This window comes from Microbacterium esteraromaticum, assembly GCF_014084045.1.
In the GTDB taxonomy this organism is placed as follows: Bacteria; Actinomycetota; Actinomycetes; order Actinomycetales; family Microbacteriaceae; genus Microbacterium; species Microbacterium esteraromaticum_D.
In genome coordinates, this window is sequence record NZ_CP043732.1 from 692256 (window position 1) to 715234 (window position 22979).

General features: G+C 69.2%; 17 protein-coding genes and 2 pseudogenes. 5 read left to right on the plus strand and 14 right to left on the minus strand.

The genetic code is table 11. From position 1 onward, the window contains the following. Position 1: 1 nt before the first annotated feature. Positions 2-1411 carry a sulfatase family protein gene (locus FVO59_RS03415; RefSeq protein WP_182254660.1) on the minus strand — a complete coding sequence of 470 codons (1410 nt, stop codon included), beginning with the start codon at positions 1409-1411 and terminating at the stop codon, positions 2-4. Between the two features lie 129 nt (positions 1412-1540). On the opposite strand from FVO59_RS03415, the gene FVO59_RS03420 reads away from it, so the two are divergent. Then, positions 1541-3955 (plus strand): polysaccharide lyase 8 family protein, encoded by a 2415-nt coding sequence (locus tag FVO59_RS03420; RefSeq protein ID WP_182254662.1) that lies wholly within the window; start codon positions 1541-1543, stop codon positions 3953-3955. Positions 3956-4068: 113 nt separating this feature from the next. Here FVO59_RS03420 and FVO59_RS03425 read toward each other — a convergent pair whose 3' ends face one another. After that, a complete protein-coding gene (locus FVO59_RS03425) occupies positions 4069-7521 on the minus strand; it encodes a bifunctional proline dehydrogenase/L-glutamate gamma-semialdehyde dehydrogenase (RefSeq protein ID WP_182254664.1) in 3453 nt (1150 codons plus the stop codon). Positions 7522-7646: 125 nt separating this feature from the next. On the opposite strand from FVO59_RS03425, the gene FVO59_RS03430 reads away from it, so the two are divergent. Then, positions 7647-8540 (plus strand): LysR family transcriptional regulator, encoded by an 894-nt coding sequence (locus tag FVO59_RS03430; RefSeq protein WP_182254666.1) that lies wholly within the window; start codon positions 7647-7649, stop codon positions 8538-8540. Positions 8541-8585: 45 nt separating this feature from the next. Here FVO59_RS03430 and FVO59_RS03435 read toward each other — a convergent pair whose 3' ends face one another. After that, positions 8586-9983 (minus strand): FAD-binding oxidoreductase, encoded by a 1398-nt coding sequence (locus FVO59_RS03435; RefSeq protein ID WP_182254668.1) that lies wholly within the window; start codon positions 9981-9983, stop codon positions 8586-8588. Between the two features lie 138 nt (positions 9984-10121). On the opposite strand from FVO59_RS03435, the gene FVO59_RS03440 reads away from it, so the two are divergent. Continuing rightward, the gene (locus tag FVO59_RS03440; protein ID WP_220465694.1) at positions 10122-10811 is read left to right on the plus strand and encodes a GntR family transcriptional regulator; all 690 of its coding nucleotides are present in this window, start codon (positions 10122-10124) and stop codon (positions 10809-10811) included. Here FVO59_RS03440 and FVO59_RS03445 read toward each other — a convergent pair. From FVO59_RS03445 to FVO59_RS16720, 10 genes and pseudogenes are all read right to left on the minus strand, one after another. Continuing rightward, positions 10808-11641 carry a class II fructose-bisphosphate aldolase gene (locus FVO59_RS03445; RefSeq protein ID WP_182254672.1) on the minus strand — a complete coding sequence of 278 codons (834 nt, stop codon included), beginning with the start codon at positions 11639-11641 and terminating at the stop codon, positions 10808-10810. The genes FVO59_RS03440 and FVO59_RS03445 overlap by 4 nt on opposite strands. After that, positions 11638-13038: an FGGY-family carbohydrate kinase gene (locus FVO59_RS03450; RefSeq protein WP_182254674.1), complete on the minus strand. Its 1401-nt coding sequence runs from the start codon at positions 13036-13038 to the stop codon at positions 11638-11640. The genes FVO59_RS03445 and FVO59_RS03450 overlap by 4 nt, the downstream gene beginning before the upstream one ends. Then, entirely contained in the window at positions 13035-14027 is a 993-nt protein-coding gene (locus tag FVO59_RS03455; protein WP_182254676.1) for a 1-phosphofructokinase family hexose kinase, read from the minus strand. Before FVO59_RS03455 ends, FVO59_RS03450 begins: the two co-directional genes overlap by 4 nt. A 74-nt stretch (positions 14028-14101) precedes the next feature. Beyond that, positions 14102-15214, minus strand: coding sequence for a Gfo/Idh/MocA family protein (locus tag FVO59_RS03460; protein ID WP_182254678.1), 1113 nt, complete (start codon positions 15212-15214; stop codon positions 14102-14104). A gap of 58 nt (positions 15215-15272) precedes the next feature. Continuing rightward, a complete protein-coding gene (locus FVO59_RS03465; RefSeq protein ID WP_182254680.1) occupies positions 15273-16088 on the minus strand; it encodes a sugar phosphate isomerase/epimerase family protein in 816 nt (271 codons plus the stop codon). Then, positions 16085-16843: an alpha/beta fold hydrolase gene (locus tag FVO59_RS03470; protein ID WP_182254681.1), complete on the minus strand. Its 759-nt coding sequence runs from the start codon at positions 16841-16843 to the stop codon at positions 16085-16087. Before FVO59_RS03470 ends, FVO59_RS03465 begins: the two co-directional genes overlap by 4 nt. Positions 16844-16875: 32 nt before the next feature. Beyond that, a complete protein-coding gene (locus tag FVO59_RS03475; RefSeq protein ID WP_182254683.1) occupies positions 16876-17748 on the minus strand; it encodes a carbohydrate ABC transporter permease in 873 nt (290 codons plus the stop codon). Positions 17749-17753: 5 nt separating this feature from the next. After that, positions 17754-18692 (minus strand): carbohydrate ABC transporter permease, encoded by a 939-nt coding sequence (locus tag FVO59_RS03480; RefSeq protein ID WP_182254685.1) that lies wholly within the window; start codon positions 18690-18692, stop codon positions 17754-17756. A gap of 84 nt (positions 18693-18776) precedes the next feature. After that, positions 18777-19739, minus strand: a complete 963-nt coding sequence (locus FVO59_RS03485; RefSeq protein ID WP_430736343.1) for an extracellular solute-binding protein — start codon at positions 19737-19739, stop codon at positions 18777-18779. Next, a pseudogene (locus FVO59_RS16720) lies at positions 19697-20062 on the minus strand (ABC transporter substrate-binding protein); the annotation flags it as partial. The gene FVO59_RS03485 and the pseudogene FVO59_RS16720, both read right to left, overlap by 43 nt. Before the next feature lie 221 nt (positions 20063-20283). Here FVO59_RS16720 and FVO59_RS03490 point away from each other — a divergent pair. Continuing rightward, complete coding sequence (locus FVO59_RS03490; RefSeq protein ID WP_182254695.1) at positions 20284-21333, plus strand: LacI family DNA-binding transcriptional regulator; 1050 nt, start codon at positions 20284-20286, stop codon at positions 21331-21333. Positions 21334-21440: 107 nt separating this feature from the next. Further along, complete coding sequence (locus tag FVO59_RS03495; RefSeq protein ID WP_182254697.1) at positions 21441-22085, plus strand: DUF6226 family protein; 645 nt, start codon at positions 21441-21443, stop codon at positions 22083-22085. 27 nt (positions 22086-22112) lie between these two features. Here FVO59_RS03495 and FVO59_RS03500 read toward each other — a convergent pair. Then, a pseudogene (locus FVO59_RS03500) lies at positions 22113-22972 on the minus strand (DNA-methyltransferase). Between the last annotated feature and the right edge of the window lie 7 nt (positions 22973-22979).

Here is a 22979-nt window from a genome sequence, read left to right on the forward strand (position 1 = left end):
TCTACCCGGTCCTGACCGCGGACGAGGGGCAGGCCGTGGCGAGAGCGTCGCGGCCCGCCCACGCGTCTCCCGTCTCGTCGAGGGTGCGCAGCAGCGCGGCGGCGAGCAGCGCCGCGGCGCTGTCATCCGGCCTGCTCGTGAGCTCGAAGGGGTCGTGCAGAAGGTCGAAGTACTCGACCTCCAGCCCGTCGGACGGATGCCACGTGGCGATGATCTTCTCGCGGCTGGTGCGCAGGCCCCTCGCGCTGGTCGGATCCGAGCGCGAGGGGTAGCGCAGGTACAGCGCCGCGTCTCGGGCGTCGCCCTCGCGATCGGATGCGGAGGCCGCGAGAAGCGCGCGAGAGCGGTCGCGCCCCGCCATCCGAGGGTCACGGGTCGGCACCCCGGCGAGTCCCAGGATGGTCGGCGCGAAGTCGAGTGAGTCGATCAGCACGTCCGTCGTTCCCGCGGGGACGAGACCGGGGGAATGCACGATGAGCGGAAGGCGCATCGACTCCTCGTACGCCACGTTCTTGTACACGAGTCCGTGGCTTCCCAGCTGCATGCCATGGTCGGAGGTGAAGAGAATCACGGTCGGGCGGGGGCCGGCTCGTCGCTCCACGGCTGCGACGAGCCGGCCGATCTGCTCGTCGACGCCGGTGACGGCGGCGAAGTAGTCCCGCGCGATCGCCGCCGCCTCCGTGGTGACCTCTGTGCCGGTCTGCACGTTGGGGCGTGTGAGCAGCGCGCGCTCGTCGAGGCCGGCGTACGGCAGGCGATAGCGGTCGGGCACCTGGTCGAACGGCTGGTGCGGTGGGTTGAGCGACACCATCAGCGCGAACGGCGCGCCGTCATCGAGGCCGGCGATGTACTCCACGGCGACGTCGGTCTCGTGCTCGGCCGACCAGCGGTCGACGTCGATGCGCTCATGGCGCCCGGCGTCCGCCGTCCAGTAATGCGGTGCGAGGTGTCGATCGGCCGCACCGTAGGAGTACCAGAAGTCGAAGCCGAACCGGCGGGAGGGCGGCGACCACGCGTCCCAGACCTTCCCGTCGTCGCGCCGCCCTTCTCCGAAGCCCTCGTCCTCGGCCACCGGCGGTTCGAGGTGCCATTTTCCGATGTAGCCGGTTCGGTACCCGTGATCGCGCAGGACGCTCGCCCAGGTGGGCAGGCCGTCTCGCAGCCCCACGCCGTCGAGCGCGGACTCCGAGTGCACATTGAGAGTGACGCCGTTCACCTCGGGCCGCATCCCCGTGAGGAACATCGCCCGGTGCGGGCTGCACACCGGGTAGCAGCTGACCGCCTCGCGCGCCAGACATCCGGCCGCAGCGAGGCGATCCAGATTCGGGGTGCGCACCGGGTCCTCACCGAGGACGCCGAGGGCGGCTGCCCGGAACTGATCGGACATCACCACGAGGATGTTCGGTCGCATCGGGCTGCTCCTCTCGCGCTCGCACCGTGCGAGACGTCCTCATTCAAGGCGCCGTGAAGATGAGGAATCAACATTGATTCCTCATCTTCAGGGCTCCTAGCGTCTCTGCCAACGACCGAAGGAGTTCGCATGTTCACCCCCACTCGCCGTACCGTCCTGCAGCTCGGCGGCTTCGCCGTGGCGTCGGCTCTGCTCATCGACGCCGGCCGCCCTCTGACCGCTGCCGCCTCGCTCCGCCCTCTCGCGGTCGGATCCGCCGAGGTCGAGGCGCTGCGCACGCGCTGGGTGGAGACCCTGACCGGGCGCAGCATCATCACGGGATCGCCGGCGACCTTCGCGTCGGCGATCGCCCGGCAGGACAGGGGCACGGACGCCCTGCTCGCGAAGGTGAGCCCGACGGCCACCCGGTACTTCTCGGATCAGGACTGGTCCATCGGCGCCACCGACATCGCGAAGTCGAACGCGATGCGCATGAACTACTCCGGCATCCAGACTCTGGCCGTCTCCTGGTCGACGCCCGGATCGAAGCACGAGGGCTCCCCTGCCGTGCTCGACGCCGCACTGCGCGGACTCGCCCACATGCACGAGCGGATCTACAACCCCGGCACCTCATGGTGGGGCAACTGGTGGTCGTGGAACATCGGCGCCGCGCAGCCGCTGGCGAACACGATGGCGCTCCTTCACGTCGAGCTCGACCAGGCCGAGATCGACGCGTACTGTGCAGCGATCGACCACTTCCTGCCCCAGCGCGACCCGCGCATGCAGCTGCACCCGACCGGCCCCAAGGAGTCCGACGGCGCGAACCGCGTCGACATCTGCCAGGCCATCATCGTGCGCGCGATCGCGCAGCCCGACGCCGAACTGCTCCATGCGTCGGTCGCGGCGCTGAGCGACACATGGCAGTACATCACCGAGGGCAACGGGTTCTTCCGCGACGGCTCGTTCGTCCAGCACTCCACGATCGGCTACACCGGCACCTATGGGCTGGTGCTGCTGGGCGGGCTCGCCAAGCTGTTCGCGCTGCTCGCCGGCACGGCTTTCGACGTCGCAGACCCGAGCAGGGCGAACGTGACGGGAGTGGTCGAGGCATCCTTCGCACCGCTGATGTTCCGCGGGCAGATGATGGACGCTGTGCGCGGACGAGCCGTCGCCCGATACGCCGAACGCAGCATCACCAACGGCAACGACCTGATCGAGCACACCCTCCGACTCGCGCAGTCCGCCGACGCGGTCACCGCTGCGCGCTGGCGCGGGCTCTGCCGGCAGTGGATCGAGGGCAACTCGGCCGCGAACATCACCTCGACGAACAGCATCGTTCGTCTGTCCCTCGTCACCGAGCTGCTCGACTCCGATACGGCCGCCGTGCCGGACCCGACCGGTCCCCGGCTCTTCCCCGCCATGGACCGGCTCGTGCACCGCAGCGCCGATGGCTCCTGGGCCCTCGCCGTGGCGATGTGCTCGAACCGGATCGCCTGGCACGAGGGCACCGAGGCCGAGAACTTCGAGGGTGTCAAGACCAGCCAGGGCATGACGTACCTGTACCTGCGCGGCGACGAGGATCACTTCGACGACGAGTTCTGGTCGACCTCCGACCTCACCGCCCCTCCCGGCACGACGGTCGACCTGACGCCGCTGCCCCGCAACCCCGAGGGCGAGTGGGGTGAGCGCACACCGAGCAACGAATGGACCGGCGGAGTCGTCTTCGAAGACACTGCGCTGTCGGCGATGCACCTGGTGGCGCCCGGTGGGACAGGCCTGGTCGCGCGCAAGGCGTGGTTCACCCTTCCGGATGCCTATGTGGCGCTCGGTGCGGGCATCTCGACGGCCAGTGAGGGCGAGGTGCGCACCACGATCGAGCACCGCAACCTCGGCACGTCCGCTCGCCGTCTGCTCGTCGACGGCGCCCCTGTCGCAGCGCAGCAGACAGTGAGCGGCGCGCGATGGGCGCACCTCGACGGCGTCGGCGGCTACGTGCTGCTCGACGGCCCCGCCGATCTGATCGCCGGCGTCGATGAGCGGGCGGGCACCTGGCGGCTCAACAGCACCAATGCGGCAGCAGGCACCGATGTGCTCCAGCGCCGCTGGTACGGCACGCTGAGCCTCTCGCACGGCGCCGGTGCTGCGGCGGGCGGAGGGTATGCCTATGCCGTGCATCCCGGCGCAGATGCCGACGCGACAGCCGCCGCCGCGCGCTCCCCCCGCGCGCGCGTGCTGCGCAACGACGAGGTGGCGCAGGCGATCCACCACTCGGGCCACGTGACCGCCGCCGCGTTCTGGGCGGCGGGCACAGCGGGCGCTCTCACCGCCGACCGCGCCGCCTGCGTCATCGCCCGCATCACTCCCGGGATGGTCAGGATGTCGGTGAGCGATCCGACCCAGGCCGCCGCGACCCTGGTCGTCGATGTCGCCGATGCCGACGTCAGCAGGGTGAAGGGCGCTCACGCCGCCCGGGTCGGGCTCGCTCGCCGCGGCGCCGGGGTGCGTCTGACGATCGACACCTCAGGCACGGCAGGCACGACCCTACAGTTCTCCCTGCACCGCTGACAGCTCAGCGCCGGGCGACCTCTCGGCACCCGCTCGCGAGATCAGAAACGCACCTCCGGAAGCATCCGAAGGTGCGTTTCTGATCTGGAGCGCCGACAGCGCGCGAGGCGGCGTCAGCGCACGGGCTCGAGCAGCGGGATCTCGTAGCGGTGCGGGGTGCCGAAGCGGTGCGCGGTGATCGACACGGCCTGCTCGCGCAGGAAGGTCAGCATCTCCACACGACCTGCCGACACGACCGGGTTGGCGTAGATCGCCAGGCTCGGCGAGCCGTCGACCGCGGTCGCCGTCTCGATGACGTCGGCGCCGATCAGGCGCACGCGGCCACCCGCGGCGGCGAGACGGCGGGCGTGGGACGCCCACGCAGCGGCGTCCTCGGTGACCACGACGACGTCGTGCGCTCCCAGCCAGGTGACGACCGCGGCGGGCAGCGCCGAGGCCGTGCTGACGGTGACCCGAGCGCGCAGGCGTGCACCGGCGGCGGCGACGCGCACCAGCTCGGCGACGCGGCCACCCTCGAAGCGGATCGCGACGGGCAGCGCCTGGTAGCGCAGGGCGTTCTGCTCGGTGACCAGGCCCGTGGCATCCCGCACGACGCCGAACTCCGCGGCCAGGGCGTCGATGTCGGTGGCCAGCGCGCCTCGCAGCCACTCGGCGTCCTCGCCCGAGACGAGCTCGACGGCCGACGAGGCGAGTGCGTCGAGCGACGTGCTCGTCTGCACCGGGGCATCCGTCCACTCCGACAGTCCGACCAGGTAGTTCGGACCGCCTGCCTTGGAGCCGGCGCCGACGGCCGCCTTCTTCCAGCCGCCGAACGGCTGACGCTGCACGATGGCGCCGGTGGTGCCGCGGTTCACGTAGACGTTTCCGGCCTGGATGTTCGCCAGCCACTGCTGCACCTCGTCTGTGTCGAGGGAGTGGATGCCGCTGGTGAGGCCGTAGTCGATGTCGTTGACGATGTCGATCGCCTCGGTCAGCGAGTCGGCGGTCATCACGCCGAGCACAGGCCCGAAGTACTCGACCTTGTGGAACTCGCTGCCGCGCTTCACGCCGTCGCGGATGCCGGGGCTCCAGAGCTGACCGGCCTCGTCGAGCTTCTCAGGCTCGAGCATCCACGACTGACCGGGGTGCAGCTCGGTGAGGGCGCCGAGCAGCTTGCCCTCGGCAGGGGAGATCAGCGGTCCGATACGGTTCGTGCCGTCTTCGGGCATGCCGACCTCGTATGCGCGCACGGCGTCGACGAGCTGGCGGCGGAAGCGCTCCGACTTCGCCACCGAGCCGACGAGCACCACGAGCGACGCGGCCGAGCACTTCTGGCCGGCGTGGCCGAACGCCGAGTAGGCGACGTCCTTCGCGGCGAGGTCGAGGTCGGCCGACGGCGTGACGATGATCGCGTTCTTGCCGCTGGTCTCGGCGAGCAGGGGCAGGTCGGGGCGGAAGCCCCGGAACAGCTCGGCGGTCTCGAAGCCACCGGTCAGGATGACGCGGCCGACGGCCGGGTCGCTGACCAGCTGGGTGCCCAGCTCGCGGCCGTCGAGCTGCACGTACTGCAGCACCTCGCGCGGCACACCGGCCTCCCACAGAGCCTCGACCATGACGGCGCCGGAGCGGCGGGCCTGGCGGGCGGGCTTGATGATCACCGGCGAGCCGGTGGCGAGGGCCGAGAGCACCGAACCGGCGGGGATCGCGACGGGGAAGTTCCACGGCGGGGTGACGACCGTGAGGCCAACCGGCTGCATGACGGCGCCGTCGACATCGGCGAGCTTCTTGGCGCTCTCGGCGTAGTAGTGCGCGAAGTCGATCGCCTCGGAGACCTCTGGGTCGCCCTGCTCGATGATCTTGCCCGCCTCGGAGCCCATGACCTCGAGCAGCTCGGCGCGGCGGGCCTCGAGCATGTCGCCCGCGCGGTGCAGGATCTCGGCGCGGCCTGCGGCGCCCAGGGCGCGCCATGCCTCACCGGACGCCACAGCCGTGGCGATCCGCTCGGAGACCTGCTCGGAGGTGCTGAGGGTGTTGGCGGCGACCGTCTCGTCGCCGAGGGTCGAGCCGACCATGCGCGAGCGGATCGCGTCGGCCCAGGCGCGGTTGCCGGCGAGCGACGGGTCGGTGTCGGGAGTGTTCACGAAGCCGTCGCGCGGGGCGGGCTCGGCGGGCAGCTGACGGTTCTGCACGCGGTTCGCCGCCGGCACCTCGGTGGGGATGGTCTGGATGGATGCCAGGAAGCGCTGCTTCTCGCGCGCGAACAGCGCGGGGTCGGTGTCGAGGTCGAAGACGGCCGACATGAAGTTCTCGTGCGATGCGCCCTCTTCGAGGCGTCGGATCAGGTAGGCGATCGCGACATCGAACTCGTCGGGGTGCACCACGGGCGTGTAGAGCAGCAGCGAGCCGACGGTGCGCTTGACGACCTCAGCCTGAGCGGTGGCCATGCCGAGCAGCATCTCGAACTCGACGCCCTGGGTGACTCCGCGCTTCTCGGCGAGCAGCCAGGCGAGGGCGATGTCGAAGAGGTTGTGCCCGGCGACGCCGATGCGCACATTGCCGACGTGCTCGGGGCGCAGCGAGTACTCGATCACGGCCTTGTACGACGAGTCGGACTGCTGCTTGCTCGACCACGTGGCGAGCGGCCAGCCGTGGGTCTCGGCGTCGACGGTCTCCATCGGGAGGTTGGCGCCCTTGACGACGCGCACCTTGATCGGCGCTCCACCGTCGGCGACGCGGGCGGCGGCCCATTCCTGCAGGCGCATCATCGCGGAGAGCGCGTCGGGCAGGTAGGCCTGCAGCACGATGCCGGCCTCGAGGTCCTTGAACTCGGCGCGGTCGAGGATGCTGGTGAAGACCGCGATGGTGAGGTCGAGGTCCTTGTACTCCTCCATGTCGAGGTTGATGAACTTCGCGCCCGCGGGGCCGCCCTTGGCGGCGATCCGGTACAGCGGCAGCAGCGCCTCGGCGGCGTCGGCGACGGCCTCGTCGAACGCCCACGGGCTGTGCGGGGCGACGGTGGACGACACCTTGATCGAGACGTAGTCGACGTCGTCGCGCTCGAGCAGACGGCGGGTGCCGTCGAGGCGGCGCGTGGCCTCCTCGCGGCCGAGGATGGCCTCGCCGAGCAGGTTGATGTTGAGCTTGACGCCCTGCGACTCGCGGATGTGCTTGATCGCGGCACCCAGCTTCTCGTCGCGCGCGTCGACGATGAGGTGACGCACCATCTGGCGCAGCACCGCGCGCGCCGACGGAACGACGACGCCGGGCACGATGCCTGCGGCGAAGCCGCCGAGGCCGATCGCGCCGCGCATCGGCGCGGGCAGGAAGCCGGGGGTCAGCGGCACGAGCTCCTTGAGCTTGGCGGCGGCGACCTTTAGGTCTTCGGGGCGCACGACCCCGTCGACGAAGCCGACGGTGAAGTCGAGTCCGTTCGGGTCGCGCAGCACTCCGGCCAGACGCTGGCCGGCGGCGTCCACCGGCACCTCGCGGCTGTCGACCAGCCACCGGCGGACCAGGGCGACGGCCTCGTCGCCGAGTTCGGCGAGTTCGGAGAGGGATGCTTCGGGGGTGGGCGCGGGGGTGCTCATTCCTACAGGATGCCCGGGTCGATCGTGCAAGAAAAGCGATCGTTTCTGAATAGTATTGTTCGATATTTCCCATCGGTCGTCGAGCGAGCGAAGCGCGACGCGACCCATGCATCCGAGGAGCTGACATGTTCGAGCTGAGACGACTGCGGCTGCTGCACGAGCTCGCCCTGCGCGGCACCATCGCCGAGGTCGCGGCATCCCTCTCCTACTCCCCCTCGACCGTGTCGCAGCAGCTCGCTCTGCTCGAGAAGGAGGCGGGCGTCGCCCTGCTCGAACCCGACGGGCGCCGGGTTCGGCTGACGCCGCACGGCCGGATGCTGGCCGAGCACGCCGCGAGGGCCCTCGAGCTCGACGAGGAGGCGCGCGCATCCCTCGCCGCGCACGCCGGATGGGAGCCCGTGCGCATCGCGGCGATGCCCACCGCTGCGCAGACGATCGCCCCTGCGGCGCTCACGCTGCTCGCCGAGCGCTCCCCCGAGCTGCGTGTCGAGCTCGCCGAGCTGCCGCCCGAGGAGAGCCTGTTCGAGCTGTGGGCACGGCGCTTCGACCTGGTGATCGCCGAGCAGTACCCCGGTCAGACCCGTGAACGGCGCGACGGGGTCGTGCACGAGCTGCTCGGCGAGGACCCGATCCGCATCGTGCTGCCGCCGGCCGAGCATCCGGCACCGCTGCATGAGCTGCGCGACCGGGCCTGGGTCATGGAGCCGGAGGGCACGGCCGTGCGGCAGTGGACGGTGCAGCAGTGCCGAGCCGCCGGGTTCGAGCCCGACGTGCGCTTCGAGGCCGCCGACCTGACTGCGCACGTGCGGCTGGTGGCATCCGGTCACGCCGTGGGCATGCTGCCCGACCTCATCTGGGGCGACGAGCCGAGCCCGCTGACCGTCGCCGACCTGCCCGGCTCGCCGGTACGCGAGGTCTTCACCGCCGTGCGCGCCGCGTCGCGCGCCCACGAGGCGGTCGACGTCGTGCGCACGGCGCTGCGCGAGGCGTTCGCCGCGCACCGCCGCGTCGCACCCTAGACCGCCCCGGACCGCCCCACCGCGCCTGGGCGGACCGAGGCTCGGTCACGGCAGCCGGAGGTCGTCTGCGTAGACGGCGCCGGGGTTGAGGAGGCCGTCGGGGTCGAGCGCGGCCTTGATGCGGTGGTTGAGCTCCATCACGTCCTCCCCGAGGTAGTCGGGCAGCCAGCGCTTCTTCAAGCGCCCGACGCCGTGCTCTCCCGTGATCGTGCCCCCGAGCGCGATGGCGAGGTCCATCACCTCGCCGTAGGCGATCTCCGCGCGCGCCTGCTGATCGGGATCGGTCGGGTCGAGCACGATCAGCGGATGGGTGTTCCCGTCGCCGGCGTGCGCGAGCACGGCGATCGTGAGATCGCGACGCTCGGCGATCTCCGCGATGCCGTCGACGAGATCGCCCAGACGCGGCAGCGGCACCCCGACGTCCTCCAGCAGCAGGGAGCCCCGTTTCTCGACCGCCGGGATCGCGACGCGCCGTGCATGCACGAACGCCTCTCCCTCGTCGGGATCGTCGGTGGCGTAGACCTCGGTGGCGCCGTTCGCCTCGCAGATCGCCTCGATCCGCGCGATCTGCGCTCGCGCGTGCTCACCGGGCTCATCGGACTGGATGACGAGCATCGCCTCGGCGTCGCGGTCGAGCCCCATCCGGATATCGTCCTCGACCGCGTTGATCGTGACCTTGTCCATGAACTCGAGCATCGACGGGCGCATCTCGCGCGAGATGTCGAGCACGGTCTGCGTGGCACCGGCGAGCGTGGGAAACGTCGCCACGAGCGTGGTCGGCGGCAGCTGCGCGGGGATGAGGCGCAGCGTGATCTCGGTGATGACTCCGAGCGTGCCCTCGCTGCCGATGAACAGCTTCGTCAACGACAGCCCCGCGACGTCCTTCAGGCGCGGGCCGCCGAGCCTCACCGCACGGCCATCGGCGAGGACGACGGTGAGACCCAGCACGTAGTCCGTGGTGACGCCGTACTTGACGCAGCACAGGCCGCCGGCATTCGTCGCGACGTTGCCGCCGATCGAGCAGAACTCGTATGACGAGGGGTCCGGCGGATACCAGAGCCCATTCTCTGCCGCCGCCTTCTTGACCTCGGCGTTGAACGCTCCGGGCTGGACCACGGCGGTGCGGGTGGACGGATCGACGCGGATCTCGCGCATGCGGTCGAGCGAGATGACGATCGCCCCCTCGACGGCGGAGCTGCCACCAGACAGTCCCGAGCCCGCGCCTCGGGGGATGACGGGAACCTTGGCCGCCGCGGCGATGCGGACGACCGCCTGAACGTCCTCGGTTGACGTCGCGCGGACGACGGCGAGCGGCACTCCGGCGTTCGGATCGAGAGCACGATCCCACCGGTAGGCCTCGGTGGAGGCCGGATCGGTGATCACGGCCCCGTGCGGGAGGGCTGATGTCAGGTCGTCGATGACTGACTGAGAAGTCTGGGCCACTGTCGTCTCCAGTTCGGAAGAGGCGTTCGTCTGAGCGAGATTCTATCGATAGATGCATCATAGATGGAAGATGGATGCATTCATGCGGTGGCAGTCGTGGAGAATGGGATCTGCTCCCGCCGAACCGAAGGATCACCCGTGTCGCCAGCGCCTTCCGCCTCAGAGCAGGCCTATCTCCGAGTGAAGGAGATGATCCTCGAGGGCGACCTGCCCGCCGGAGACATGATCACCGAAGGTCAGGTCTCCGAGGAGCTCTCTGTGAGCCGCACGCCGATCCGCGAGGCGTTCCTGCGACTGGAGGCCGAGGGCTGGCTCAAGCTCTTCCCGAAGCGCGGCGCGCTCGTCGTCCCGATCCAGCCGAATGAGATGGAGCAGGTCTTCGAAGCCAGGCAGCTCATCGAGACGCATGCCGTCCGCGTGGTCGCTCAGGATGAAGCCCTGACGGAGGCGCTGTCGCGCGCGCTGGCAGACGTCATCGAGCAGATGACCCGGGCTCTGGCCGACGATGACGTCGAGGCCTTCTCCTCGCTCGACACCGAGTTCCACCTCACCATCGTGCTCGCCGCCCAGAACGACATCCTGTCGGACGTGTACCGCGGCCTCCGCGAGCGACTGCGCCGTATGACCACGCGCTCGGTCTGGCACGACCAATCGCGCATGGAGCGGATCGTCGCCGACCACACCGAGCTCACCCGCATCATCGCCGATCGGGATCCGGACGGGTACTCCGCTCGGCTCCTCGAGCACATGATCGCCGCGCACAGCACGCCGGCGCAGCGCGTGTTCCGCTTTCCGGCCGGCGGCGTTCTGCCGGGCTCGCCGGGCTAGGCGAACAGCGACAGGACGTGTCTCGCATCCGCGGCGAGCGCGTCTCGTCCTCGGCGCAGATACACCCGCGGGTCGACGCCGTCGTACTCGGTCAGCGCATCGCGGAGGGCTGCGGTGAATGCGCCGTTGAAACGGGTGCCGAAGTTGACCTTGCGCACTCCCGCGCGACAGGCCTCTGCCACGCGTCGATCCGAGACACCGGATGCGCCGTGCAGCACGAGCGGCACAGGTACGGCATCGCGCAGCTCGGCGATCAGCTCCAGGTCGAGCACCGCCTCCTGAGTCTTCATCGCGTGCGAACTGCCCACCGCGACGGCCAGGCCGTCGACGCCCGTCCGCTCGACGAATGCGGCGGCCTGACCAGGGTCGGTGCGGACGCCGAAGGCGTGAGCGCCGTCCTTGCCGCCGATCTCGCCCAGCTCGCCCTCGACCCAGATGCCCTGCGCCTGCATCTCTGCGGCGACCAGTCTGGTCTGCTCGACGTTCGCTTCGAACTCCAGCGTCGACGCGTCGAACATCACCGAGGTGACACCGGCGTCTGCGGCTTCGCGAACGAGGTCCACGTCATCGGCGTGGTCGAGTTGCACGGCGATCGGCACGGATGCCGCCGCGGCCAGCTGCACGATGGCGGCGGCGAACGGCCGGATCCCCCCGCGGAAGCGCGTCGCGTTCTGAGACACCTGCAGTATCAGAGGCACCTTCAGGGAGTCGGCCGCGTCGACGAATGCTTCGACATGCTCCAGGCCGATCACGTTGAAGGCCGGAACCGCCGGAAGATCGTCCCGGTCTTCACGTCGGGCGATCAGGTCGATGGGTGAAGCGAGTGTCATCGGTCTGCTTCCTGCGGCGCGCCGCGGACCGTGTCGGTCCGCCCGGAACGCAGCCGGCGATAGGGTTCGGTCTCGTCCGGCTCCCTCGCGATCGAGACGCGCCGCACAGGCTGCGGGTCCTCCGCAAGCACCACGGCCCGGAACACGAGTGCGGCGCCCAGCGCGGTGAGCTCCGGCTCCTCCACCACCTCCAGCGGGGCGATCCCGGCGGAGGCCCGGATCCGCCTCCACAGCGGATTGGCCGTGGCGGCACCCGTCGCGATGACGAGGGATGCGGTCTCGCCGGCATGGGCCGCGAGGGTGTCGTCGAGGTCCCATGCCGCCAGCGCCATTCCCTCCTGAGCCGCCCGCACGAACGATGCGGCGCCGGCATGCGCCGACAGCCCGCGCACGCTGTAACCGGGGTCAGCGCCCACGAGCGGGGTGCAGACCAGACCATTCGCTCCGATGGGCTCGTCGAGTGCCTGCTGCTCGAGTTCAGCGAGCCGCTCCGCGCCGCCTGCGAGCTGGGCCAGATGAGCGTGAAGGTGACCGGACGGCAGGTGCGCGTGCAGGTAGAAGCTGCGGTCGTCTACGAATCGACCGAGCTGCACGTGCTCTGGCATCTCGACGCCCGCGATGTCGTCGACGAGCAGCAGGTGCGCCTCGGAGGTGCCCGACGAGAGGAAGATCTGGCCTGGCCTGCGCACTCCGGCAGCGAATGCGGCGCAGAGATGATCGTGCCCGCACACCGCTACCACTGCGGTCGCGGGGATGCCCCATGCCGAACGGCATTCGGCAGCCACCGCCCCGAGCACACTCCCGCTGGGCCCGAGCTCCGGCAGGAGCGCGGCAGACCATCCTGAGGTCTCGAAGGCCTGCGCATCCCACCGTCGTTCGTCGGCGAGGAAGAATCCGGTGCGCGACGCGTGCGAGTACTCCACGCTCGGCGTGGCATCCGCCGCGAGGCGAGCAGCGACGTAGCCCGCGAGCGAGGTCACGCCGCTCACGGCACCCGCCGCCCCAGGCGGGAGGTGATCTCGCGCCCACCGCAGTTTCGACCATGAGAACGAGGGGTTCAGGCCGGCGCGCTCCGACTCCTCGCGCATGACGGTGGCGTACCAGGTCGGCATGGGCGCGACCGAGCGGCCGGACCCGTCTGTGAGCACCACCTCTTCGCTGAGCGAGGCGATCCCGATGCCGTCGACACGGCTGCGCTCGGCCGCCGACAGGGATGCGACCAGCCGGGCGATGCATTCCCGCGCCACACGCACGACCTCTTCGGCGTCGCGCAGGTCTCCATCCGGACTCCCGATCACGGGCGTCGGCGCCGCCGCGACCGGCAGGTCCGGACGCTGCGCGTCGTGCAGCAGCGCCTTGATCCTGGTGGTGCCGATGTCGAGACCGATGACGCTCACGCTGCAGGCCCTCCGTCGAGCATCTCGGTGGCGGTGCCTGCCAGAAGCGAACCGAGCTCCGGAGCGGGACCGAGGTCGGGCAGCGGCAGCTGCGCATTGCGCGCCGAGGCCGCCACCGCCAGGGTCACCGCCTCCGGCAGCGGCCGCCCGTGCCCGAGCGCGTGCAGCAGTCCGGCGAGAAAGGTGTCGCCGGAGCCGGTCGCGTTGACCACCTCGATCCGCGGCGGGCGCACCCAGACCGCGCCGGCACCGGACACGGCGAGCGCACCGCCTGCGCCCAGGGTCACGACGACGATCTCGACACCCTGTCGCCGCAGCCCGTGCATCTGCGAGACGAGGCGCCGTCGATCGGCGTCGTCGCGCACGACGAGCGGCGCGTCGGTGCCGAGCGCGCCGAACTCCTCGAGATTGCACTTGATCGCCCAGGGGGTCGCTGCCGCGGCCTCCTGCAGCGCGCGCCCGGAGGTGTCGACGACGACGCGCGCTCCGAGTTCCCTCGCGTCGCGAACGAGCTGGGCGGCGAACGCCGCGTCGAGTCCCCGCGGCAGGCTCCCGCTCAGGGCGACGATGTCGTCGCGAGCGACCCGCGGCATCAGGGCCTCGAAGAAGTCCTCCGCCTCGGCCGGCGTGATCTCCGGCCCCGGCTCGTTGACGACGGTGGCGTCACCTGTGCGCGAATCCACGATGATCGCGTTGATGCGGGTGTCTCCCCCGACCTCGGTGTGATGATCGGTCAGGCGCAGAAGGCGGCACTCGTCGCGGATGTACCGGCCCGTGGCGCCGCCGACGAACCCGTACACCGCCGACGGCGTTCCCAGTCGCTGCAGCGCGCGGGCGACGATGATCCCTTTGCCGCCCGCCATGGGCTCGGCGCGCTCCGCCCGGTTGACCTCGCCGACGGCGAGGTCGCGAACGAACACCGTGCGATCCATCGACGGGTTGGCCCCCACGATGTGGAAGGACGGGCGTGCCGGTGCGTGCTCGATCATGATTCGCGCCTCTCTGCCACGCAGAGGGCGTTCCGCCGTCGGCGGAGCGCCCTCTGCGGCGGCTGGTGGACCTGTCAGGCTCCGAACGGCTCAGGCGCGACCCAGGTGCGGGTCTCAGCCGACTTCCACACCGCATCGACGACGCTCTGGATGCGCGCGCCGTGCTCGAGGTCGCCCTGCGGCCGGTCACCGCCCTCGATCGCGCCGAGGAAGTCGACCATGAGGTTGGTGCTGGGCTCGAGGTACCCGCTGCCCAGCGACGAGCTGCCGAACCACACCCCCGGAGCCCCCGCCGCGACGGGCGTGGCGACGAAGCCTCCCTGGCTGCGACCGTCGGCGGCCTTGCGGAACACGCGCACGACGTCGCGCTGGTTCCAGTCGAAGCCGATTCCGCCTTCCGTGCCGTCGATCTCGAAGCGGATGTGCGCGAAGTTGCCGTGCGACTTCTGGCTGAACGAGAAGATGCCGAGCGCGCCCGTGTCGAAATGGGCGAGGAAGGCTCCGCCGTCGTCGACATCGCTGTCGTCGTCGTCCGAGAGCGTGACGGTCGTCAGGCTGGCGTTCACCTCGGCGATGCCGCCGACGAGGTAGTGCGCCAGGTCGAGGATGTGCGATCCGATGTCGCTCGAGGCGCCCGAGCCGCCTTTGGCCTTGTACCGGCGCCAGCCCATGTCGCTGAAGGCGTCATCCTGGTGGTACTCGAAGCGCGCCTGGATCACATCGCCGATGGCCCCGGACGCGACGAGGTGCGCGGCGTACTGGATCGAGGCGTTGTGGCGGTAGTTGAAGCCGATCGCGGTGACGCCACTGGCTGCACGCGCCGCGGTCACGATGCGCTCCACGTCCTCTCGTGCGTTGGCGATCGGCTTCTCGCAGAAGACATGCTTGCCGCGCTCGAGCGCGTAGCAGACGATGTCCGCATGCATGTGCGGTGGGGTGACGACGTCGATGATGTCGATGTCGTCACGATCGACGATCGCCTTCCAGTCGTCGGCCGCCTCCGCCCAGCCGAACTTCTCGGCGGTCGCCAGGGCGAGATCCAGATCGCGTTCCACGACGACGGCCTTCACGGGCTTGACGTCGGTCGGGGTCTGCAGCGCCGCAAGCGCCCATGACTTGCTGTGCGCGCTTCCCATGAAGCCGGCGCCGCCGATGATCGCGACCTTCAGTTCTTTTGAATCTGCCATTGCAGACATTTCTCCTCGTTCTCGTTAGGGGGAAAGATCGTGTCCGGATGCCCGCGGATCAGGCATCCGCCAGGTATTCGGCGAGGTGCTCCCGCACCCAGCGCCCGGCACGCAGCGTCGCTTCATCCGGGTCGGTCTCCGCAAGAGCCGATTCGTCCTCGAACGCAGCCCAGCCGGCGAACCCCGTTTCGGAGAGCTGGCGGAAGACGCCGACGATGTCGACGACGCCTTCGCCCGTGGGCGCCCACTCGCCGTTCGCGAACATGTCCTTGACGTGCAGGTGCACGATCCGCTCCCGAAAGCGCGTGACGGTCTCGACCACGTCCATTCCTCCGCGCGCCACATGGCCCAGGTCGGGCGCGAAGCCGACTCTCTCGGGCAGGATCTGCTCGAGCACGTCGTAGTCGGCCCCATCGATGAACAGCGAGGTGTCGAGCGAGTTCGGGTGGAAGCTCACGCCGATGCCGCGGTCGGCAGCGCGCATGGCGATGGCGTCGAAGCAGGTCATCAGACCGCGCTGACGCTCCGCGAGGTCGTGACGCCCGTCGCTCTTCTGCACGACGACGACCTGGGTCGCACCGAGCGCCTCGGCGAGGTCCAGGGCCTGGTCGGTGCGCTCGCGCTCGCCCGCCGACTCCTCGGAGGCGGCCCATTCCTCCGCGATCACCAGCGACGGGATGCGGATGCCCTGAGGCTCAATCTCACGTCGGATGAGCTCTGCCGATGACAGTTCGCCGAGCAGCACGATCTCCGGCTCGAGGAATGCGAACCCCGCCTTCTTCGCGATCGACGCGATGTGCCCGATGCGACCGCGATAGGTCTCGAGACTCATCTGCCAGCTGAAGGTCTGGCATGAGATGTTGACACCGGTCATCTGATCCACTCCAATACGTCGTGATTGAACTTCTGCACTTCTTCGAAGTGATGCACGTGCCCCGTCCCGTACTCGATCACCTCTGCACCCGGTATCAGCTGCGCGGTCTGACGCGACAGGCCGGGATGGATGATGAGGTCCTGGACGCCGATCGTGATCAGCGTCGGGATCGCGATCCGGCCGAGCTGGTCCGCGACATCGAAGGATGCGCACGCGCGCGCCTGCTTGGACACCGTCTCGAACGGGATCGGCGCCGGGTCCTCGATCTTCGCGCGCGCCTCATCGGGGTGCGAGTCCGTCCAGTCGAAAGTCCAGGTCACGGTGTGCAGGATCCGACGCAGCAGACCGGGGTCGCGGTGCCGGGCGGCACGATCGAGGGCCTCGAAGATCGTGCGCACACTCGCGGTGACCTGCGACCACGTCGCGATCAGCACGCTCCGCCCGACCAGATCGGGACGGCTGAGCATGAGCTGCTGCGTGACGGCCGATCCCATGGACACGCCGATCACCCGGGCTCGGCTCAGGCCGAGATGATCCATGAGCCTGGCGACGTCCTCGGCCAGCAGGGCGATGCTGTGCGGGCCGTCCTCGTCGGGCGTCCGCCCGATCCCCCTGTTGTCGATCATGATGCAGCGGTAGTGCTTCGACCACTCGTCGACGTGGGGCCTCCAGGTCTCGCCGTCGGCGCCGAGCCCCATCACGAGCACGAGCGGCTCGCCTTCGCCTTCTTCCGCGTACGCGGGCAGGACGCCCATCGCGGCTCCTTCCGATGCGGCACGGCCGCGGGTCATGCCTTCACCGCACCGGCGGCGAGGCCAGCGACGAAGTGGCGCTGGAAGATGGTGAACACGACGATCACGGGCAGGCAGCCGAGCACGCTCATCGCCATGATCTCGTTCCACTGGTACGAGTGCTGTCCCATCAGCAGATCGATGCCGATCGGCACCGTGCGCATGTCCATGGTGTTGGTCAGCGACAGCGCGAACAGGTACTCGTTCCACGCGATGATGAACGCGTAGACGCCGACCGAGACCAGTCCAGGCGCGGACACCGGCAGAATCACCCGCCACAGCGCCGTCATCGCGTTGCCGCCGTCGACCTTGACCGACTCGTCGAGCTCGCGCGGGATGCCGTTGAAGTACGACGTGAGCATGATCGTGCAGTACGGCAGCGTGAACACGATGTACACGAGGATGAGGCCGATCAGGTTGTTGAAGAGTCCGAGCAGGACGATCAGCCCCATGAACGGGATGAGCAGGGTAATCGGCGGGACGGCCTGCGTGGCGATGATGCAGACGTTGATGATCGTCTTTCCGCGGAACTCGAACCGGCTGAACGCGTAGGCGGCGTGCACGGCGATGAGCAGCGTGATGAGCACGACGCACGCGGCCACCAGATAGCTGTTGCCGAAGATCCGAAGCTTCTCGCCATCCGTGAGGATGGCGACGAAGGCCTCGATGGTCGGGTTCTCGGCGATGAGCCGCGGCGGGTTGGCGAAGATCTCGTTGTTGGGCTTGAAGGCGGTGCTCAGCATCCACACCACCGGCGCCAGCGGGAAGATCGCCAGGACGATGCCGACGATGCTGATCGTCCACGTCTTGCGACGGCGTGTCCGCTCTGCACGCTGAGCGCGGGCGCCTGCCGGGGCGGTCTCGATCATCGTGGTCATCCTTCCCTCACCGCCTTCGCGTTGGAGCGCACGTACAGCACCGCGAGCAGCAGCGAGATCAGCAGCACGACGACCGCCGCGGCCGACGCCTCGGCGAACTCGTACTGCGAGAACGCCAGCTTGTAGATGTAGGTGGGTGCGACCTCTGTCGCGTTCACCGGTCCGCCTCCGGTCAGCAGCCAGATGAGGGGGAACTGCTGGGAGGTCCAGATCGCGTCGAGCAGCGCCAGCGAGACGATCGTCGTCTTCAGCTGCGGAAGCGTGACGTGGAAGAACTGCTGAACCCTGCCGGCCCTGTCGATCGACGCGGCCTCGTAGAGCTCAGGGCTGATGCTCTGCAGCCCTGCGAGGAGGCTGATCATGAACAGCGGATATCCGGCCCAGATGTTCACGGCGATGACCGTCGGGAGCGCGAGCGCATGCGAGCTGAGCCATTCGATGCCCTGCGCGTCGAACCCGACCGCGGCCAGCACCGAGTTGAGGACGCCGTTCGGGTGCAGCACCAGGCGCCACAGCACGGCGGTCGCCGCGATGGTGAAGAGCCACGGCACGATGAACAGCGCCCGCAGCGAGGTTCGCAGCCCCACCGGCATGAACTTCGAGTTCAGGACGAGGGCGAAGAACAGGCCGAGCACGAGGTGCGCCAGAACGGATCCGGCGGTGAAGAGCACGGTGTGGGCAAGCGCGTCGTGGAACTTCGGGTCGGTGAGGACCTCGGTGTAGTTGGCGAGCCCCACGAAAGTGAAATCGGGATTCGTCACCGCCCGCTCGATGAACGAGTAGACGATCACGAGCAGAATCGGGATCCCCATGAGACACATGAGGATGAGCACAGCCGGCGCCACGAAGAGATACGGCGTGCCGGCGCCTGCGAAGGCGACCTTGCGCCGTGCGCGCCGGGGGTCGTTCGTTATCAGAGCAGCGGTCGCGGTCATGCGAGGCCCTCACATTCCATTCACGTTTGCAGGGTCGGGAGGGGAGCGGCGCCGCGTGCGCCGCTCCCCTCCCCGGGGGCGGTGTCAGCCCCCGATGATGTCGTCCCACTCGACCTGAGCGTTGCTCAGACCTGTGGTCGCGTCCTCGTCACCGGCGAGGACCTGCTGCACCTGCTCGATGAGAGTGCGCTGCAGCTGCTCGGCAGCCGGCAGCCCGAGGAACTCATCGACGGGAGCGCCCTGCTTCCAGATCTCGAACGCCTTCACAGAGTTCTCGGCCATGGCCGACTCGTCCGGTGACGCGTCCCCATTCGCCGGGAACATGTTGGCGGCGGTGGCGAGAGCGCCGTTCTGCTCGGCGCCGAGAAGGAACTCGACGAACTTCCACGCCTCTTCCTTGTGATCGGAGCTGTCGGCGATGCCGATGCCCCACGAGGCATAGGTGGCCCCAGGCGTCCCCGAGAAGCCGTCCTTCGTCGGGATAGCGCCGACGGTGAAGTTGACCTGGTCGCGCTCGCCGATGACGTTGACGTGCGGGGTGGCCGACACGATCATGGCCGTCTGACCGCTGGCGAACGATTCGACCTTGTCCTGCTCGAGCATGTTCGCCAGCCCCGGGGCGATGAGCCCCTCCTCGTTCAGCCCGGCGAAGTAGTCGAGCAGCTCTGCGAGGTCGTCGTCTTCGAGGTCCGCTCCGTCACCGTCGCGGAACGAGCCCTCAGACGCCCAGTACCACGACAGGACGTCGTTCTTGATGCCGACCGGCGACTCCAGCGAGAGCGGCAGCGCGAGCGGCGACACGTCGGGGTTGCTCGCCTTGACGGCGCGTGCAGCCTCGGCGAACTCGTCCCACGTCGTCGGCACCTCGACGCCGGCGGCGTCGAGGATGTCGGTGTTGGCGAACAGGACATAGGTCGCGTAGACGACGTTGAGCATGCGCGTGCCGCCGTCGACCTCCACGCCCTCGATCGAGTCGATGAGGTCGGATCCCCCGACACCTCGCCGAGATCTGCGAGCACGCCCTGCTTGGTGAGGTCGTAGACCCAGTTGCCATCCAGGCCGATCAGATCCGGCAGCGTCCCGCTGGCTGCGCCGGCGACCAGCTGATCCTTGGTGTCGCCGTACGGACCGGTCTGCAGCTCGATCTTGATGCCGGGGTTCGCCTCCTCGAACTCGTCGACGAGCTTCTCCATCTGGCCGTTGGCCTCCGGCTGCCACCACTGCGCGAACGAGAGCGTGACATCGCCGCCACCGCTCCCTCCCTCGGCATCTGCGTTGGAGCATCCGGCCAGCGCCAGCGACGACACTGCCGCGACGCCGACGAGGGCTCCCCACTTTGCGATCCTCATTCTGATTCCCTTCTTCGTCATTGATCGGGTGAATGCGTGACGGACATCACGTTCCTGCACTGCTCTGTCGCCATGTCGTCGCGATTCGCGCAGGCGCGCGCCGGGCCCAGGAAACCGCCGGATTCTCGCTTCGTTAACGCTATCATTGCGACTTCGTTAACGCTATCATGATTGCGATGGGGAAAGTCAAGCATTCTGGCCGCATGACGGATCGCGCGCCTACGATGCATCAGGGAGTGAAAATGGATTCAAGCGAGACCGATGCGCCGCTCGTGCCCGCGACCTCGCCGGCACGAGCGAGCATGCACGATGTCGCCGCGCTGGCCGGCGTTTCTCACATGACCGTTTCGCGCGCCCTGAACGGCTACCCGAACATGCGTGACGAGACCCGGCGCCGCGTGCTCGACGCCGTCGAGAAGCTCAACTTCACGAGAAGCCCCATCGCGCGGGCGCTCGTGACGAAGCGCTCGATGCGGATCGGCGTGCTCCTGCACGGCCAGGTCAACCACGGTCCGAACACGACTCTGCGTGCGTTCGAGCGGGCGGCGCGCCGCTACGGATACGCCGTGACCTCGGTGTCGATCGATGATGACGATCAGCGGCCCCTCGACATCGGTGTGATGGAGCTCGTGACCCAGGGAGTCGACGCCGTCGGCATCATCGCGATGCGCCCGACCTCTCTCGCCCGGGTCCGAAAGTACACCGTCGGCCTCCCCGTGATCGTCGAGATGGACGAGCCCCAAGAGGGCCTGCTCAACGCCGCATACGACCAGACGCAGGGCACGGAGCGCGCGGTGGAGCATCTCATCGGCCTCGGTCACCGCAGCATCCGTCATCTGGCAGGCCCGCTGGACTGGCATGTGGCGCAGGCGCGAGCCGCCGCCTGGGAGTCGACGCTCGCTCGACACGGGCTGCCTGTCGTCGCACCGGCGGAGGGCGACTGGTCCAGCGACTCGGGGTACGCATACGCCCGCGATGCCGACCTCGGCGACGCGACCGCCGTCTTCGTCGCGAACGACCAGATGGCGCTCGGCGTGCTGCACGGTCTGCACGAACGAGGTCTGCGAGTGCCGGAGGACATCAGCGTCGTCGGATTCGACGACGTGCCGGAATCACGTCACTTCAGCCCGCCGCTGACCACGGTCCGGCAGGACTTCACCGAACTCGGCGAGCTCATGCTGACAGATCTGCTCGCAGCGCTCGAAGGGCGACCGTCCCCGGATCACGGACTGCTCGAGTCGACCCTGATCGTGCGCGAATCCACCGCTCCCGCATCCCGCCGCGATCGCTGACGTCGGCGGGCACGTCGCGCACGATACCGGTCAGCGCGCCCGGACCTCGGCGTGCGGCGCCGCATCGCGTCCTGGACCGTCCCGCCGCCCTGGGCGAGGATGAGGGGATGACCGCCTATGTGCGCCCTGCGATCGCGTCGCCCGTCTTCATCGACGACGACGACCAGGTGATCGAGTACGGCCGACGATGGCCCGGCTCCCCACCCGAAGAGGCCTACTCGGTCGATCGGCACCCCGAGCGCTTCGCTCCCCTGCACGCGGTGGCCGATGCACTCATCGCCCATCTGCGCACCGCATACGACGTGCAGGTGCACGAGGGCATCGACCTCGCGTCCGACCTGCTCCGCCTCCACGACGATGTCGTCCGTGCGGTGCGAGTCGCGCCGAACGACCCGGCGTGCGCAGCGCTGACGTTCGTGTACACGGGTTATCCCGGCGTTCTCCTGCACGCCGGCCTGCTGCACGACTTCCCCTACCCGGTCTGCGGATGCGAGGCGTGCGACTCCGAATGGACCACAGAGGCCGACGACCTCGAGCAGCAGGTGCTGGCGGTCGCCGAGGGCCGTTACCGCGAGAGCGTCGACGCCGGACGAAGGCCATGGGTGGAGGCCGAGACGACATTCCCGAACGGATCGCGGTCGGGCCGATCGCGCGGCGAAGATCTGCCGGCCGAGCGGCTGGCCGCCGCGTCGCCGATCCTCACCGGCCGCACGAGCCCCTGGGCGCCGTGGCCTCCGGCCGCGCGGTGCTGAATCGCGCCACGTGGCAGGAAGGCCGCTTCAGACGGCCCGGCTCTCGGCGTGCGGCATCCGCTCGCGCATGACGCGGATCGCCTCGGGATTGTCGTCGACCAGCACGGCATCCCGGCCGAGCGCCGATGCGACCGCCCCGGTCGTGCCGGACCCCGCGAACAGATCGAGCACCCGGTCGCCCGGCCTCGACGAGGCCTGCACGATGCGGCGCAGGATGCCCTCGGGCTTCTGCGTCGGATAGCCGGTCTTCTCGCGCCCGGTCGTCGGAACGATCGTGTGCCACCAGACGTCGGTGGGCAGCTTGCCCCGCGCGGCCTTCTCCGCCGTGACGAGCCCCGGGGCCATGTACGGCTCCCGGTCGATCTCGTCGGCGTTGAAGACGTGCCGGCCGGGATTCTTCGCGTACACGAGGATCGTGTCGTGCTTGGTGGGCCACCGGCTGCGCGACTTCGCGCCGTAGTCGTACGCCCAGATGAGCTCGTTCAAGAAGCAGTCCCGCCCGAACACGGCATCCATCATCACCTTCGCGTAGTGCGCCTCGCGGTAGTCGAGGTGCAGGTAGAGGGTGCCGTCGTCTGCCAGCAGCCGCCACGCCTCCTCGAGGCGCGGCATGAGGAACTCGCCGTAGTCGTCGAAGCGGTCGTCGAACGTGCGCAGCATCCCCCGCACCCGCTCATACGAGTGCCCGTGGAAGCCGTACCTGATCTCCTTCGCGACCTCGAGCGGCTCCGCCTCCGGCGTCTGCGCATCGGAGAGAGCGCTGCGCCTGGCGGTGACGACCTCTCGTCCCGGGTGCGGCCGGTGTTGAAGGGCGGGTCGAGGTAGACCAGGGTGAAGGATCCGGATGCCAGCGACGCCGCCGCCGCAAGATTGTCCCCCTCGATGATCTCGACC

Bases quoted from the DNA above. Each gene is read 5' to 3' on its own strand.
- FVO59_RS03430 (WP_182254666.1), top strand. From the start codon at position 7,647: ATGTTCGAGCTGAGACGACTGCGGCTGCTGCACGAGCTCGCCCTGCGC.
- FVO59_RS03480 (WP_182254685.1), bottom strand. From the start codon at position 18,692: ATGACCGCGACCGCTGCTCTGATAACGAACGACCCCCGGCGCGCACGG.
- FVO59_RS03420 (WP_182254662.1), top strand. From the start codon at position 1,541: ATGTTCACCCCCACTCGCCGTACCGTCCTGCAGCTCGGCGGCTTCGCC.
- FVO59_RS03455 (WP_182254676.1), bottom strand. From the start codon at position 14,027: ATGATCGAGCACGCACCGGCACGCCCGTCCTTCCACATCGTGGGGGCC.
- FVO59_RS03425 (WP_182254664.1), bottom strand. From the start codon at position 7,521: ATGAGCACCCCCGCGCCCACCCCCGAAGCATCCCTCTCCGAACTCGCC.
- FVO59_RS03490 (WP_182254695.1), top strand. From the start codon at position 20,284: ATGGATTCAAGCGAGACCGATGCGCCGCTCGTGCCCGCGACCTCGCCG.
- FVO59_RS03475 (WP_182254683.1), bottom strand. From the start codon at position 17,748: ATGATCGAGACCGCCCCGGCAGGCGCCCGCGCTCAGCGTGCAGAGCGG.
- FVO59_RS03415 (WP_182254660.1), bottom strand. From the start codon at position 1,411: ATGCGACCGAACATCCTCGTGGTGATGTCCGATCAGTTCCGGGCAGCC.
- FVO59_RS03465 (WP_182254680.1), bottom strand. From the start codon at position 16,088: ATGACCGGTGTCAACATCTCATGCCAGACCTTCAGCTGGCAGATGAGT.
- FVO59_RS03460 (WP_182254678.1), bottom strand. From the start codon at position 15,214: ATGGCAGATTCAAAAGAACTGAAGGTCGCGATCATCGGCGGCGCCGGC.
- FVO59_RS03495 (WP_182254697.1), top strand. From the start codon at position 21,441: ATGACCGCCTATGTGCGCCCTGCGATCGCGTCGCCCGTCTTCATCGAC.
- FVO59_RS03470 (WP_182254681.1), bottom strand. From the start codon at position 16,843: ATGGGCGTCCTGCCCGCGTACGCGGAAGAAGGCGAAGGCGAGCCGCTC.
- FVO59_RS03445 (WP_182254672.1), bottom strand. From the start codon at position 11,641: ATGACACTCGCTTCACCCATCGACCTGATCGCCCGACGTGAAGACCGG.